This window comes from Oceaniferula marina (genome assembly GCF_013391475.1).
GTDB classification, from domain to species: Bacteria; Verrucomicrobiota; Verrucomicrobiia; order Verrucomicrobiales; family Akkermansiaceae; genus Oceaniferula; species Oceaniferula marina.
In genome coordinates, this window is sequence record NZ_JACBAZ010000001.1 from 25,887 (window position 1) to 39,939 (window position 14,053).

14 protein-coding genes are annotated in these 14,053 nt (G+C 52.5%); 9 read left to right on the plus strand and 5 right to left on the minus strand.

What is annotated here, in order from left to right:
• Window positions 1–22 precede the first annotated feature (22 nt).
• On the minus strand, window positions 23–1,099 hold the full coding sequence (locus tag HW115_RS00100; protein WP_178930544.1) for an aldose epimerase family protein: 1,077 nt from the start codon (window positions 1,097–1,099) through the stop codon (window positions 23–25).
• A gap of 107 nt (window positions 1,100–1,206) precedes the next feature.
• On the opposite strand from HW115_RS00100, the gene HW115_RS00105 reads away from it, so the two are divergent.
• On the plus strand, window positions 1,207–2,070 hold the full coding sequence (locus tag HW115_RS00105; RefSeq protein ID WP_178930545.1) for a phosphodiester glycosidase family protein: 864 nt from the start codon (window positions 1,207–1,209) through the stop codon (window positions 2,068–2,070).
• Here the strand turns inward: HW115_RS00105 and HW115_RS00110 are convergent.
• The 3 genes from HW115_RS00110 to rpoD all read right to left on the minus strand — a co-directional run bounded on the left by HW115_RS00110 (window position 2,039) and on the right by rpoD (window position 5,759).
• The gene (locus tag HW115_RS00110; RefSeq protein WP_178930546.1) at window positions 2,039–3,316 is read right to left on the minus strand and encodes an inner membrane CreD family protein; all 1,278 of its coding nucleotides are present in this window, start codon (window positions 3,314–3,316) and stop codon (window positions 2,039–2,041) included. The genes HW115_RS00105 and HW115_RS00110 overlap by 32 nt on opposite strands.
• Before the next feature lie 148 nt (window positions 3,317–3,464).
• On the minus strand, window positions 3,465–3,839 hold the full coding sequence (locus HW115_RS00115) for an FKBP-type peptidyl-prolyl cis-trans isomerase (protein ID WP_178930547.1): 375 nt from the start codon (window positions 3,837–3,839) through the stop codon (window positions 3,465–3,467).
• Between the two features lie 99 nt (window positions 3,840–3,938).
• Entirely contained in the window at window positions 3,939–5,759 is a 1,821-nt protein-coding gene (gene rpoD, locus HW115_RS20010; protein ID WP_178930548.1) for an RNA polymerase sigma factor RpoD, read from the minus strand.
• 198 nt (window positions 5,760–5,957) lie between these two features.
• Here rpoD and HW115_RS00125 point away from each other — a divergent pair, with 198 nt between their 5' ends.
• A complete protein-coding gene (locus HW115_RS00125; protein ID WP_178930549.1) occupies window positions 5,958–7,055 on the plus strand; it encodes a substrate-binding domain-containing protein in 1,098 nt (365 codons plus the stop codon).
• A gap of 9 nt (window positions 7,056–7,064) precedes the next feature.
• On the opposite strand, the gene argH is transcribed toward HW115_RS00125, so the two are convergent.
• Window positions 7,065–8,417: an argininosuccinate lyase gene (gene argH / locus HW115_RS00130; RefSeq protein WP_178930550.1), complete on the minus strand. Its 1,353-nt coding sequence runs from the start codon at window positions 8,415–8,417 to the stop codon at window positions 7,065–7,067.
• 272 nt (window positions 8,418–8,689) lie between these two features.
• Here argH and gspG point away from each other — a divergent pair, with 272 nt between their 5' ends.
• The 7 genes from gspG (at window position 8,690) to HW115_RS00165 (ending at window position 13,978) form a co-directional block, all read left to right on the plus strand.
• The gene (gspG, locus tag HW115_RS00135) at window positions 8,690–9,178 is read left to right on the plus strand and encodes a type II secretion system major pseudopilin GspG (protein WP_178930551.1); all 489 of its coding nucleotides are present in this window, start codon (window positions 8,690–8,692) and stop codon (window positions 9,176–9,178) included.
• A complete protein-coding gene (locus tag HW115_RS00140; RefSeq protein ID WP_178930552.1) occupies window positions 9,171–9,755 on the plus strand; it encodes a pilus assembly FimT family protein in 585 nt (194 codons plus the stop codon). The genes gspG and HW115_RS00140 overlap by 8 nt, the downstream gene beginning before the upstream one ends.
• A 65-nt stretch (window positions 9,756–9,820) precedes the next feature.
• Window positions 9,821–10,213, plus strand: a complete 393-nt coding sequence (locus tag HW115_RS00145) for a hypothetical protein (protein WP_178930553.1) — start codon at window positions 9,821–9,823, stop codon at window positions 10,211–10,213.
• Window positions 10,214–10,267: 54 nt separating this feature from the next.
• Window positions 10,268–11,128 (plus strand): PulJ/GspJ family protein, encoded by an 861-nt coding sequence (locus HW115_RS00150; protein ID WP_178930554.1) that lies wholly within the window; start codon window positions 10,268–10,270, stop codon window positions 11,126–11,128.
• Window positions 11,129–11,159: 31 nt separating this feature from the next.
• Window positions 11,160–12,098, plus strand: coding sequence for a type II secretion system minor pseudopilin (locus HW115_RS00155; protein ID WP_178930555.1), 939 nt, complete (start codon window positions 11,160–11,162; stop codon window positions 12,096–12,098).
• 63 nt (window positions 12,099–12,161) lie between these two features.
• Window positions 12,162–13,415, plus strand: coding sequence for a hypothetical protein (locus HW115_RS00160; RefSeq protein WP_178930556.1), 1,254 nt, complete (start codon window positions 12,162–12,164; stop codon window positions 13,413–13,415).
• Window positions 13,412–13,978: a hypothetical protein gene (locus HW115_RS00165; RefSeq protein WP_178930557.1), complete on the plus strand. Its 567-nt coding sequence runs from the start codon at window positions 13,412–13,414 to the stop codon at window positions 13,976–13,978. The genes HW115_RS00160 and HW115_RS00165 overlap by 4 nt, the downstream gene beginning before the upstream one ends.
• The last annotated feature ends 75 nt before the right edge of the window (window positions 13,979–14,053 follow it).

Below are 14,053 nucleotides of genomic sequence, written 5' to 3' on the forward strand. Positions count from 1 at the left end.
TGGTAAAAATCGGCATAAGTGGTTATGCCTGAAACTTTACCACCATCGTGTGTTGGTAGGTTTCTCCGGGGTGTAAAATGCTAGATGGAAAATTTGGATGGTTAGGGGCGTCAGGGAAGCCTTCGGTTTCGAGGCAGAGACCGGTGCGTTTCGGGAAGGTGTTGCCATTGCGTCCCTGGACTGATCCGTCGAGAAAATTGCCGGTGTAAAACTGGACTCCAGGTTGGTCGGTGAGAACTTCGAGGCGGCGGCCGGATGCCGGGTGTTGCACGATTGCGGCGGTGTGAAGCTTGCCATCGCATTGGTTCAGAACCCAGCAGTGGTCGTATCCGGCGCCCAGATTGAGAGATTCGTAAGAGGTGTCGATGTCTTTGCCAATGGGTTTAGGCTGGGTAAAGTCCATGGGCGTGTTCTTGACGCTGCGGATTTCCCCTGTGGGTATCATCCCTGGATTGGTCGGGAGGTAGTGGTCGGCGTGGATTTGGATTTCGTGATCCGTGATGGCTTGGTTGAAATCGCCGCTGAGGTTCCAGTAGGTGTGGTTGACGAGGTTGACGGGGGTCGCCATGTCGGTGGTGGCCTTGGCTTGCCAAATCAGCTCATTGTCATCGCTGAGCCAGTAGGTGACTGTGACGTCGAGCTTTCCGGGATACCCTTCATCTCCATCGGGAGAGCTCAGGGTAAAGGCGACTCCTTGGCGCTTGCTTTCACCAAGGGGCGTGGCTTTCCAGATTTTTCGGTTGAAGCCTTCGTTGCCACCGTGGAGGTGGCAGGGGATGCCTCCGGGTTCATTGTTCGTTGCCAGCGTGTATTGTTTGCCGTTGAGGCTGAACTCTCCGTGGGCGATACGATTGCCAAAGCGTCCGCAGGTGGAGCCAAGGGAAGGTCCGTTATTGCACCAGCCTTCGAAGTTGGCATGTCCGAGCGTGAGTTCGATGTCTTTTCTATCGGGGCCGGGAATGGTGACGCTCGTGAGGTGGGCTCCAAGTTCACTGACTGTAGCTGTCATGCCTTGGCTGTTGCTCAGAGTATAACACTGAACTTGTTTGCCGTTGAGTATTCCGTGAATTTGGGCCGTGGGAAGAGAGCGTTCATTCATGATTCTGATTAAAGGGAGAGTGGGGGCGGAATCAAGAGAAAGTCCGGGCATAAAGAATATGTCTTCTTGTTGAACGAAGTGATTTGTGGTTTTTTGGTATAAAGGATATGAAGAAAGAGGCTATGAGTGTTTTAGCAATGTCGGAAGTTCGTTGTCGGCCGGGGTTATTGATGGTCTTGGCTGTTGGATTGAGTTTTGGTGCCTCAACAAAGCTAGATGCGGAGTCGTCTGTTGGAGATCCTCCGCCTTCCATGCTCAACGAGGAGAAAATACGTTTTGAGGGAGTGCCTTACCGGGTGTGTCGGATTCCGAAGAAGATGCTGTATCAGCTGAAGTTGGCTTGGTTGGGGAGCGATGGAAAACCCATGAGGAGTTTTGACCGCGTGCAGGCTCACTATGAAGCAAAGGGAGAAAAGGTGACATTTATTACCAATGCGGGGATCTTTGAACCGGGAGGGATTCCGACAGGGATGCACCATCAGCAGTTTCGCAGCCTACGCCCATTGAATTTGAGACCAGGCAAGGGGAACTTTTTTTTGAAGCCAAATGGTGTGCTGACGGTTTCTAAATCAGGAGCCAGGATTCAGTCATCGCATGCTCTGGCCCGTTTGTGGTCGCACGGGCGAAACTCTCAAGAGCAAGCGGTATGGTCTCAAAAGACGAGATTAGCAGTGCAGTCCGGGCCTTTGTTACTGGAAGGAGGAAGGATTCATCCCGCTTTCCGCAGGGCATCGACTTCAGCCTTGCATCGCAATGGGGTCGGGGTAAATGATCAAGGACTGATTTTTGTCATTACGGATAAAGAGGGCTGGGTTAATCTGCATGGATTTTCCCGCTTCTTTTTACATCTCGGCTGTAAGGATGCCTTGTTTCTGGATGGTGACATTTCCCAGATGGCGGTTCGGCCATCGGGAAAAGTCGAGAGCAATCTATTCGGGGCTATGTTGGTGATGACTCAGCCTGCTGAGTGAGATGACTATTGCTTGGGGGTGTTGGAGACGTTCCTTGACCAGGTTTGGTCATGTGCTCGAAGACCTCGGACCAGTTGATTTTAGCTGTTGCAGCCATGAGGAGGGCAAGCGTAGCGATCGAGCCCAGGGTGATGCTGAGTCCGGTGCCCCCTTTGAATAAAAAACTGTAGCTGAAGAGTGTCAGATAGAAAAATTGAGCGATCAGAGCGACTCCCATCAAGGTTTTACCACTTGCGGCACGGAGGTAGCCACCGATGAGTGTGAGTGAAACGGCAGAGGCAATCGCAAAGGCGAGATGCATATGAATGAGGTCCGTCAAATAGGCAAAAAGTAAATGGAAGGCAAAGAAGCCGGCGGATAGAAACAGATAGTTGACCGGGTGAAGGTTGTGCCCTCTCAGTAGACCGAATAAAATCAACACGGCAAAAAAGCAGAGCAGTGAGAGTGGCGCGTAGAAACTAATTTTGGCTGCGACGGCCCCCGGATTTTTCGCTGCTGGCATGTCCATGCCGATATCTTTCGGGTTGATCACATCGGGGTAGTCCCAGACGAGGTTCCATGTGCTTTTGTCGTGGTCGTAATGCCGGTCTGTGGGGGAGCTGGCATCATCCTGAAAATCGATATCAGCAAAGTTGGTGAGCATGGCCAGCTTGAATTGGTGAATACGTTCCACATCGTGGAAAAGATATTTCCATTGGTCTGTTCCTCTGCATGCGTAGGCAATGGAGATGACTCGACTTTCTCCTGCTAATAGGTTCAAGCTGTGATGGATGCCTCCATTTTGCGGAGCCGTGTCAGAGAAGTCTTGGTCATCGAGTTTGAGGGTGAAATCGTGATAACTGCTATCGAGCGACGGTAGAGGAAAAGTAAACTCATATCGCCGCTTGGTGTTCGACGCGTTATGGATGGTATAGTTCGCTCTGAAGTGGACGCGGTAGGTCCTGTTCCAGCTGAGGCCCTTTTTTTTGGGCTCGTAGTTGAGTTGCACGTCGATCTCGCTGGCGTCCGGTTGGCTTGCGATGCGGTGGTGGACGTTATCTTCTGTGCTATACCAGAGTTTAAGATGTTCCTGGTTCTGGGCTGGCCCCCAGACTTGATTGACGCTTGTTCTCGAGTGTCGGTTCGCGGAGTTGTTTCTTTTGCTCAGAGTGCCTCCAAGAATGATCCATGCGAGGGAAACGGCGGCGGCAATGGCTCCGATGCAGACGAGATTGGCGATGCTGAGGCGCTTGCTGTTTGTGGTCATGATGCTGCGAAGTCTCTCACAGCTTTGTGAAATAAAGATGAAGCCCGAATGAAAAAGTGGTGAATGTCCGGCCCGTGGAGAGGTGAGAGCACAAAAAAAGCGACCCAGGATGGAGTCGCTTTGAGAGATGCTGATGTCGGATCTGCGATTAAAAATCGATCAGTTCGACGTCGAAGATGAGTGTGGCACTCGGAGGAATGACCGGTGGATAGCCGTTGGCTCCGTACCCCAGTTCGGGAGGGATGATCAGGGTGCGCTTTTCTCCCTTGGTCATATCGAGAAAGGCCTCGTCCCATCCTTTGATGACCATGCTCATGCCAACCGGGAAGACGAAGGGTTGGTTGCGGTCGACGGATGAGTCAAATTTGGAGCCGTCAAGCAAGTAGCCAGAGTAATGAGCGGTGACGGATTGTCCTTTGCTTGGTTTTTCGGTGCCTGCGCCGGTTTCCGTGACGACGTATCTTAAGCCGGACTCTGAGGTTTCGGCATTCGGGTATTTTTCTGCGATGAGTTCTTCAGACATGATGGTTTGTAGAATGGACTGTGGCCCTTGGTGAAAGGGGGGGGGATAAAAAACTGCGGATCGAAGAGAGATCCGCAGTGGTAAAAGCTGAGAGGGTGCTTAGGGAAGGTTTGGCAGTTCGATGAATCCTTCCAGTTTGCGGATACGCGTTGGGTGACGCATTTTTCGCAGTGCCTTGGCCTCGATTTGCCGGATGCGTTCGCGAGTCACCTGGAACTGGCGGCCCACCTCTTCGAGAGTGCGGGAATAGCCGTCTTTCAGGCCGAAGCGTTGTTCGAGCACTTCACGCTCACGCTCAGTCAAGGTGTCGAGCACATCGCCGATTTTTTCTTTAAGCATAGCGAAGCCTGCTTCTTCCATTGGGTTTTCAGCCGCTTTGTCCTCAATGAAATCACCGAAGGATGTATCGTCGGAGTCACCAACCGGTGCTTGCAGTGAGATCGGCTGTTGGGCCATCTTCAGCACGGTGCGCACACGCTCAACGGGCAGATGGATTTCCTCGGCAATCTCATCCGGGCTGGGTTCGCGGCCGTATTCCTGAACGAGTTGTTTCTGCACACGCATCAGCTTGTTGATGGTTTCGATCATGTGCACCGGAATACGGATCGTCCGTGCCTGGTCGGCAATCGAGCGGGTGATCGCCTGACGGATCCACCAGGTTGCATAGGTGGAGAACTTATATCCGCGGCGGTATTCAAATTTTTCCACGGCCTTCATCAGGCCCATGTTGCCTTCCTGGATCAGGTCGAGGAATGAAAGTCCACGGTTGGTGTATTTCTTGGCGATGGAGATGACCAAGCGGAGGTTGGCCTCGACCATTTCGGTTTTCGCCTGATAGGCCTGGCGGGTGCGCTTGCGCAGTGCTTTGCGGGACTCGACAAAGTCCTCGGCCTTGTGCCATGAGAGTTGCTGGATTTCACGCACCTTGGTTTCGAATTCCTTGTCATCCGGGTGGACGTTGAGCTTGCGCTCATACTTCCAGAGTTTCTTTTGGAATTCTTCGACCTCGTTATTGAAGTCCTCGACGACTTTTTGCTTATAGTAGAAGCGGTTATAGAGTCGGGTGACGGAGGTGAGGTTCTTTTCGAAGTTTTCGATGAGTTTCTTCTTTCCTCGTGGGTTTTTCGCCTGAAGTTTACGGAAAATCTGGTCGTTGTCCTCGTGGAGGTTGCGGACTTGTTCGCAAAGTTTCGGAAGTGCACGCAAGTAGCGCTCGCGGCTTTCGATTTTTTTGTCCTGGATGATGCGGTCGAAGCGCTCTTTGCCTCGGCTCAGTCGGTCGGCGAGGTCGAGGTAGCAGTTAGCGACAAACCCAAACTTGTGTAGTTCGGCGTTGGCTGCGGTTTCGGCATCTTCGATGCGCTTCGAGATTTCCACTTCCTGTTCGCGAGTCAGCAGAGGGACTTGTCCCATTTGCTTAAGATACATACGGACCGGATCGTCGAGGATGTCGAGTTTCTGGTCACCCTTGGTGCCTGGATCGTCGGTATCGTCTTTTTTGCGGTCGCGGTAGGAGTCGACTTCCGAGGCATCGATGACATCAAACTCCATTTTGCGGAGGCGGTCGAGGATGGCTTCGACGTCTCCCGGATCGACAAGGTCGTTGGGGAGGCAGTCGTTGACGTCATCGTAGGTAAGGTATTCCTGCTCCTTGGCCAGCTTGATGAGTTCGCGGATTTTTTCCTGAATCTCAGGGGTGTCGATTCTGCTTTTGGGCGCTTTTTTAGCGGCCTTCTTGCTTGTTGCCTTTTTGGCAGCTGGGGCCGATTTTTTAGCTGTTTTTTTAGCAGCAGGTTTTTTGGCATCTAATTTGGATGAGGAAGAAGGATCTGCCTTGTCGCCTGATTTTTTGGCGGTGGTCTTTTTGGCTGGAGCCTTCTTAGCCGTCGCTTTTTTAGCGGCTGATTTTTTGGTTGCCATGAGAGTGGTTGAAATGATGTAGATTGTCGGGGTCGGGATAGACCTCACCCTATAACGCATTTCGTGAACAAAAGCTTGCACAAATTGGTCACGAGGGCGCGAATCTCATTGACGAATCGTTTAAGGTCAAGTGAAAAATAACCTCTGATCCCCCTTGAATCTGTCAGGTTTGGCTTCTAGCATACACCATGTATGGCCATGGTTCCTCAGCGAGTTTCTTTACTAGCCCAGACGGTTGATAGTCTTCGTAGCGGGATTGCCCACAGACAGTGGATAGATTACTTGCCTCCGGAGAGGGTGCTTTGTGAGCAGATGAAGATCAGTCGGAGTACTTTGCGGCGGGCGATCGCCAAGATTGAGGAAGAAGGCTTGGTGGATGCCGGCGGTTCAGGGAAACGGCGGCAGATTTTAAAATGTCCATATTTGGATAATACGGCGAAGCCTACCGCGGCTCATGGCACGAAGAGCATTGTATGGTTGACCCTTCGGGCTTTTTCCGAGATGCCGAGTATTAATCTGAGATTGATTGCTCAACTGCAGAGTCGTCTATTGCCTCATGACTGCTCCCTCAATGTGGTGCGCGTGCCGGAAAAAGTGTTGCAGCATCCTGATGAGTTGATGAAGGAGTGGTTGACCTCTTTTGGCGGGGATGTGTGGATATTGCATCAAATGCCCAGCGAAGTGCAGCGTTGGTTTTATCGAAACCAGCCGACGGCTTGTATTGTGGGAACCCGTTCCGAGGGGGTCGATCTCGCCAGTGTGGAGGTGGATAGTGCCGCTGCCTTGCAGCATGCGGTAGCGATGTTAGGTCGTCATGGGCATCAGCACATCACCCTGATTCGTCAGGCCCAGCATATGGTAGGTGAAGATCAGTTGGAACAGTTGCTTTATGAGCTTTGTGCCGAGAGTGGGAAAGAGGCCGATGTGTTGGCCTGTTCTGCTCAGTCGGATATGTTGCCGGGGGAATTTGAGAAGAAGTTTTCCAGAGCCAGTGCATGGCGTTCCACCGCATTGATCTGCAGTGTTCCGAGTGTGGCATTATTTGCGCTGACCTGGTTGCAGCGGCAGCAGATTCAAGTGCCGGAGCAGGTCTCGATCATATTGTTGAGGTCTCAGCCGATCTTAAGTTATACGAGTCCTCGGATGGCGCATTACATGGTGAACGAAGAACGTGCCGTGACACAGATTTTGCCTCGCTTGCTAGACCTTTTGAAAAGTCAGGTGTGCACGACCTCGCATATCAATTTGATCCCGGACTATGTAGCAGGGGAGACGGTCGGGCCGGCGCGGAGTTGATGCAGGAAGCTACAGGTTTTGCTGCCAGCGGGCGACCTCAGCCTCGACATTTTCGACACTTGGGGCCCCTGGGTTGGTCCGAGCGGCGAGAGCTGTTTGTAGGTTGAACACGGCTTGGGCATCGGCTCCGTAATGATCGGATATTTGCGTCAGATCGAGTTGGTCGAGTGGCGTTTTGGTATCGACGCTGACGGCGACGGCCTGTCCAACCAGTTCGTGGGCCTGCCGGAAGGGGACTCCATTTTTGACCAAGTAGTCAGCCAGGTCCGTGGCGAGTAGCAGAGGGTCGCTGGCTGCGGCTTCGCAGGCTTCGGTATTGATGGCCATTTCGGCGATCATCTCACTGTTGACTTTGAGGGCGATTTTCAGGGTGTCGATGGAGTCAAAAAGAGGCTCTTTATCTTCCTGGAGGTCGCGGTTGTAGGTTAATGGCAGGCCTTTGGCCGCAGTGAGTAGCGCAACCAGATTACCATAGAGGCGGCCGGTTTTCCCCCGGGTGAGTTCACAAACGTCCGGATTTTTTTTCTGGGGCATCAGTGAGGATCCGGTGGTGTGGGCGTCAGAGAGGGTGGCAAAACCGAATTCACTGGAGCACCAAAGGATCAGGTCTTCCGAAAGTCGGGATAGGTGGGTCCCGATCAGAGCCATGGCAAAAAGAAATTCAGCGATGTAATCGCGGTCGGAAATGGCGTCCATCGAGTTGGTGGTCACCCGGTCAAATCCCAATTCTTCGGCGATTTGCTGGCGATCGAGGTTGATGGTTGACCCTGCGAGTGCTCCGGAGCCCAAGGGGGAGACGTTGACCCGCTTCCGGCAGTCTGCCAGTCGGGAGGTATCGCGGTCGAGCATTTCCACATAAGCGAGCAGGTGGTGGCCAACAGTGACCGGCTGGCCGCGTTGCAGGTGGGTGTAGCCGGGGATAACGGCCGCCGCGTAGGTTTTGGCCTGAGCGAGCAGGGCGGATTGAAGGTCTGAGATGAGAGCCGTCAGGGTGTCGATTTCCTCACGGCAGTAGAGGCGGGTGTCGGTGGCCACCTGGTCGTTGCGGGATCGTGCGGTATGAAGTTTGGCTCCCGGGGCTCCTATTTTTTTCGTCAGAGCGCTTTCGATATTCATGTGGATGTCTTCGAGTTCGATGGAAAACTCAAAGGTTCCGGCGTCGATATCTTTTTCGATTGTCTGCAATCCTTCGCAGATGGCGGAAAACTCATCATCGTTGAGCAGTCCGGCCTTCACTTGGGCTCGTGCGTGGGCGATGGATCCTGCGATGTCATGTTTATAGAGTCTCCAGTCGTATGAGATGGATTCTCCATATTGTTGCACAAGATCGGCGGTGGCTTTTGAAAAACGTCCTTTCCACATGCGGGAGATCTAAGCATGGATGACGGATTTGGAAACCCCGAATCTCAGTAATCTTGCTGTGATTCGGGTGGCGCAGGCTGTGATTCCCTACCAATCGAGGAAAATAATGAAAAATCAGACAACTTTTCCCGAAATTGGCGTTTATACGATTGAAGAATCGGGGAAAGGCTGGCGTATACCTTCCGATGCAGGTATGAAAACCCGCGCATAGCTAATCGTCCGATTGATTCGCTTTTTCCGACTATTCCATTACTACCGACATTGATTGATCCATGAAAATAACCTGTCATACCCAGCCGTCCCGGTTTGTTTCCGCTCATTCTTCTCCTTTCTGCCATCGTTCACGACGTGTGCTTTCTTCCGGCTTCACCTTGCTTGAAATGGTGATTGTGCTTGGAATTATTGCGATGATCATGGGAGGGGCCATCTTTACCATGCAGAGAATTTCTGACAGTGGGGCGATTACCGTTGTGGAGGGGGATTTCTCATCCATCAACAATGCCTTGCAGTCGTATAAAACAAATGCCCGGAGTTACCCTTCTCAGCAGCAAGGCTTGCAAGCGCTTGTAGAAAAGCCGAGTACGGCACCGCGGCCGAAGCGTTGGACCCGGATCCTGGATGAAGTGCCCAAGGATCCATGGAATAACGAATACCTTTATAAATACCCCGGAAGCAAGGATCGCTCACGCCCCGAGATTATCAGCATGGGGAAAGATGGCCTGGAGGGCACTGAGGACGACTTGTCCAGTCAGGATGAATAATGCTCAACGTCAGATCCGGCAGGGGGTCCCCTTAGGTTTTACCCTGCTGGAAGTTGTGTTCGTGCTTGGCATGATTGCCATGCTCGCCGTCTGGTTGACGGTCAGTGTCACCACGGTGGATACCGAACAGCAATTGCGTGAGGCGGCAGGTGAGATCCAATCCCAAATCAAGCGGGGACGATCCATCGCGGTTACTCAGCAGCGGGCATATCAAGTGACGCTTGGTGAGGGGGATGTTTCCTTGGCTCCGCAATACGCGCGAAGCCAGATGCCTGAGAATGACCGGAGCTTACCTCGGCTTTTTGAAGAGGATGTAGACTCAAGCTCGATGTCGGATTACCAGGAAGTCTACAACAGCGTAGATCTGGATCCCGAAATTCGTTATGAAATTCGCCGATGGAGGTCGGATATCTGGGAGGAAATCGATGGGGATAAGAAGTTGGTGTTCATTCTTGATCCTGTCGGACTGGTCGAACCGATCACGATTCGGTGCAGCAAGGGCGATAGTTGGTTGATGCAGGAAATTCATCCTCTGACGGCGGATGTAAACTATGAAGAAATGACGGTGCAGGAGTAACCCGGCCGTAGGCAGGGGAAGAAAAGATGAGACGAGGAATAAAAAGAAAGAGGTTGGGATACGTAATGATGGAGATCGTCATTGCGCTTGGCCTGTTTTCCGCTGTTGCCGTGTCTTTGGTGAAGGCGTTGCACATGACCGGGGATACGGCATTGATTATTCAGCGGGAGTTGGAGATCGACCGCATTCTGCGCTCGGCGATGTTGGACGCCTTGAGCAACCCGAATTTGGAGGAAATGAATGAAACCGTCGATGTCCGTGACATCACCCAGGATGACCGCTCGGATGATACCGGCCAGATTCAAACGATTGTCGAACCGATAGAGTTGGAAAATGAAGACGGACAGCTACTCCAGAACATGTTCCGTATCGAAGTCATTTATTATTGGCAGGGCGAAGAGGGCTGGGAGCAGCAGAGTGCTGAAACCTGGAGATACGCCAACCTTTATAAACCGTAATTTGAATACCATGGGTTTTTCCTCATAGCGGATGGACCCATCTGAACCATCAAGATGACCCAGAACACCAAGTTGAACAGACGAACCCGCTCCGGCTTTACATTGCTGGAAGTGGTGATTTCGCTTGGCTTGATGGGGATGTTGATCGGGATGGTGTTTCGGGTAGCGCAATCATCGATTATGTTGAGCCAGACGGTGGTGGAGGAGCAGCAGGTCACGATGGAGCGTAGTGCTTTTTTCAATTTGCTGAAAAACCATTTTGAGCAGATCCCCGGGAATGCCGTCATGCGTTTGGAGACGACCGAGATCAGTAGCGGGCGAAAGTTGTTTACCCTGACCTTTCAGAATGTGCCGATGTCATTTAATTGGGGGGAGACTCCGATGACCGCTGAGGCCTTGGAATTGGCCACGGTAGAACAACGTGATGGCTTTATCGATGTGGTGCTGCGTTTTTACGATGTCAAAATCCTCGAAGATTCGACCTCGACCGGAGACCCGGAAGCGGAGCCTGTTGCCGAGATCACGCTGATTGACGATCTCTCGATGTGTGAGTGCGATGTCATCGATGGTAGGACACTTGAGCAATTATCCTATTGGGATAACAACAGCAAGTTGCCGCTCCAGGTGAAGCTGTATTGCCTGTTCGAGCCAAGCGCCAATATTGTTCAGCAAACGTTTTGGGTGACGCCGAAAGAAAACCCGGAAGTCTTGATGCGCCAGATCATGCAGCGAAACCCTGGCGGCCCGCAAGAAACCCCAGGCGGAGCAGAACCTCCCGAGGATGGTGGCGGGACCAATCCACCGGATATCGAAATCAAACCGGGGACGCCGACACCCCAGCCGCCAAACGGTGGGGGGCGTGGAGGTTCTGGAGCAGGAGGCGGCTTACCACCCGGGGTCGTTCCTGGAAGGTAGTTGGACGCAGAAATATGGAATCAGCATCGAGATGAAGAGAAGAATCACAGCATCAGGAAAAATGGCATCCGGAAGCGCATTGGTCGCGGTCTTCTGGATTATGGCGATTTTGTCTCTGGCTGTGTTTGCCGCTGTGCGGGTGGTTTATCACGATGCTGACGTGGCCTCGGCCCAGATTAATGGATTTGATGCCTTACAGGCTGCAGAGCGCGGGATAGCGGTGGCCTCGAACCCGGCAGTGGAAAAAATGGACCCCATTCTCGAGTGGTCCGACCCCGATCGTGATCTTTCTTATTCTGCGCGCATCACTTCTGAAGCTGCGAGGTTTAACATCAACGTGATCCTGCTGCGAAAAGACAAAACCCTGCTGACGGATATCTTTACGGATTGGGGGATGGAGCTGCAGGACGCCCAAATGCTGGTGGACAATCTGACCGATTGGATTGATGAAGGGGATCTGACTGAGTTGAATGGTGCGGAAGTGGATTGGTATGAATCGCAAGGACGACCGAATCACCCGTTCAACCGACCGTTCTATAATCTCGATGAAATGCGCTTGGTGAAAGATATGGTTTTACTTGAGCAGCTCAAACCGGACTGGCGAAGCTGGTTTACCATCTGGAGTGAGGGAAAGCTGGATATTAACGAGGCCGAGCCCGAGTTGATTTCTGCGGCGGCGGAGGTTTCGATTGATGATGCTCAGGATCTGGTGGATCACATTCTGGGGCCAGACCTTGAGCGTTACACGGAAGACGACCAGCCAGTGAGCCTGGCCGAGGGGCTTGCCATGCTCGGGGTTTCTGAATTCCAATCTCCTGTGATTACACCGCGCCTTACCGATAAGGATCAGACCACCCGGATCGTCAGTGATGGGCAGGCAGGGCCGATCAAGAGACGCATCACGCTGATTTTAAAAAACCGAACCGGGCAACCGGCGATACTGGAACGCAAAGAAGAAATTATTCCTTGAACAAATCTGACGCTCTGGCATCGCTATCCCCGCTAGTTATCCACCCTTAAACATTTAGCATCATTGAGTAAAAAAACCGACAATATCCTGATTCTTCCCGGCCCGGACGGTTGGGAACTCTGGCAGGGCACGCGTGAGCAAGGTTTCCGCCGGATTTTGGAGGACGGGCCGGCACTGGCATCCGAGCTGGATAAAATTCCTTCAGGCTTTTTGATGATGGGTTTTCCAGTGCGTGAAGCCTTGGCGGTTCCCTTTAAAGCCCAGACGGATGATGAGGCGATGTTTGAGGACTTGGCCGCCATGCAGCTCGAAAAGATCGGGGTTCGCCCCGAACTGGGTGCAGGGCAATTAACGGATGTTTTTGCCGCTGCGTGCAGTGAGGGGGAAACCACTTTGCTTTCGGTGGTGCTTGCGCCTCCGCCCGAAGGCACGATGCCGATGCGTTCGCCAAAGCAGTTTGATCTTTCGGCACGCATGTATCCGATGGAGGATAATGCGGTTACCTTGTGGTGCGAGCTTGGCCGTTGGGTGTTTGCCGTGACTTCAGGAGGGCGCTTGACCTATTTCCAATCCTTGCCCGGCACTGGCGTGACGGAACATGCTGTGCGGGAGGTGAAGCTCGCCTTGAATCAGTTGCGCCTTCAAGGGGTCGATCTGGATGTTCAGCGTGCCGTGGTCTGGGCAACCGACCGCGATGAGGACCCCAAGGAAAGTCAGATCCGCGAGTTTGTCGATGGTTTGGGTATGGAGCTTGTCTTTGCCGATAAACCTTCTCCGGTGCTACCGACGAACATGAGCAAGTTGGTTCCTGCGGACGTGCGTGCTGAGCAACGGTTGAAGCAGGAGCGTTTGAAGCGCAATCTGGGAATCGCGGCTGTTGTATTGGCCTACTTCGGTCTTGCCGCCTATTTCGGCTACGATTATTGGGGGCTGAGCCAAGAGGTGAATACCCAGCAGAAAGAACTTGATGCCGTTCGTCTGGAGCATAAGGAAATTGGTGCCTTCAACTCGGAATGGGATCAACTCGCCCCGGTGGTGGAAGACCAGTACTGGCCGATGATGGTGCTGAAGCGAGCGGCGGAGCAGATCCCTCCGAATCAGGACCTTCGATTCAAGGTGTTTGATGCGACGATGGGGCAGGTGACGATCCGTGGCGAGGCGGCCGACATTAAATTAATCAATGCGTTTAACTCCAAGCTAAGGCGTGCATTGCCCGATTATGATTGGGAGTTTCCTCCGGCGGAGGCTGATGCCAAGACCAATCGGAGGACTTTTAACTACACGGGCATTTTGGAAGGGGACACTGAGGAATTATGAATGAGCGGGAGAAAAAACTGGTTCTGATCCTTGCTGCCGCAGGCTTGCTTGTCGTGAGCTTATTCGGATACACCACGTATTCTGGAGCGATGCAGAAGAAGAAGGTTGAGTTGAAGAAGGGGAGCGACGAGCTGAAGCTTAAAAAACGGGAACTTGAACAAGCACTTCAGCGGATTGATGAGGTCGAGTGGTTGGCTCAAAACATGCCGACCTCCGGAACACACACCAAGATTCGTTCCGAGTTGGTTTCCTTTGTCGAGCAAAGCTGCGCGAAGTACAAGGTGAATGTAAAAAAACGCCCGAGTGCCTTGCGTGAAAACCTGGAAGAGCAGGGGGTGTTTAAGAGTGCCGTCGTCAAGGTGATGGTCAACTGCACCGACAAGCAGATGTATGATTTGTTTTGTTTGCTCCAGAATCCACGTGAAGCCCGCTCAATCACCCGCATGCGGATTATTCCACAGAGAGATGACGCCACCAAGGTGGACTGCGAATTGGAAATTACCCAGTGGTATAGCCCTGAAGACGAAGAATTTGCCGAAGATGCCCAGATAACCGACAATTGATGAGGGACGATGATTCCAACAGACAAATCACCCGCGATCAGGCGTTATTCGCTACACACCAACAGATAATTTTTT

What these genes read in the sequence shown, in the direction of transcription:
- gspG (WP_178930551.1), top strand. Translation starts at nt 8,690, where the DNA reads ATGAAAATAACCTGTCATACCCAGCCGTCCCGGTTTGTTTCCGCTCAT.
- HW115_RS00125 (WP_178930549.1), top strand. Translation starts at nt 5,958, where the DNA reads ATGGTTCCTCAGCGAGTTTCTTTACTAGCCCAGACGGTTGATAGTCTT.
- rpoD (WP_178930548.1), bottom strand. Translation starts at nt 5,759, where the DNA reads ATGGCAACCAAAAAATCAGCCGCTAAAAAAGCGACGGCTAAGAAGGCT.
- HW115_RS00140 (WP_178930552.1), top strand. Translation starts at nt 9,171, where the DNA reads ATGAATAATGCTCAACGTCAGATCCGGCAGGGGGTCCCCTTAGGTTTT.
- HW115_RS00105 (WP_178930545.1), top strand. Translation starts at nt 1,207, where the DNA reads ATGAAGAAAGAGGCTATGAGTGTTTTAGCAATGTCGGAAGTTCGTTGT.
- HW115_RS00165 (WP_178930557.1), top strand. Translation starts at nt 13,412, where the DNA reads ATGAATGAGCGGGAGAAAAAACTGGTTCTGATCCTTGCTGCCGCAGGC.
- HW115_RS00100 (WP_178930544.1), bottom strand. Translation starts at nt 1,099, where the DNA reads ATGAATGAACGCTCTCTTCCCACGGCCCAAATTCACGGAATACTCAAC.
- HW115_RS00110 (WP_178930546.1), bottom strand. Translation starts at nt 3,316, where the DNA reads ATGACCACAAACAGCAAGCGCCTCAGCATCGCCAATCTCGTCTGCATC.
- HW115_RS00150 (WP_178930554.1), top strand. Translation starts at nt 10,268, where the DNA reads ATGACCCAGAACACCAAGTTGAACAGACGAACCCGCTCCGGCTTTACA.
- HW115_RS00155 (WP_178930555.1), top strand. Translation starts at nt 11,160, where the DNA reads ATGAAGAGAAGAATCACAGCATCAGGAAAAATGGCATCCGGAAGCGCA.
- HW115_RS00145 (WP_178930553.1), top strand. Translation starts at nt 9,821, where the DNA reads ATGATGGAGATCGTCATTGCGCTTGGCCTGTTTTCCGCTGTTGCCGTG.
- argH (WP_178930550.1), bottom strand. Translation starts at nt 8,417, where the DNA reads ATGTGGAAAGGACGTTTTTCAAAAGCCACCGCCGATCTTGTGCAACAA.
- HW115_RS00115 (WP_178930547.1), bottom strand. Translation starts at nt 3,839, where the DNA reads ATGTCTGAAGAACTCATCGCAGAAAAATACCCGAATGCCGAAACCTCA.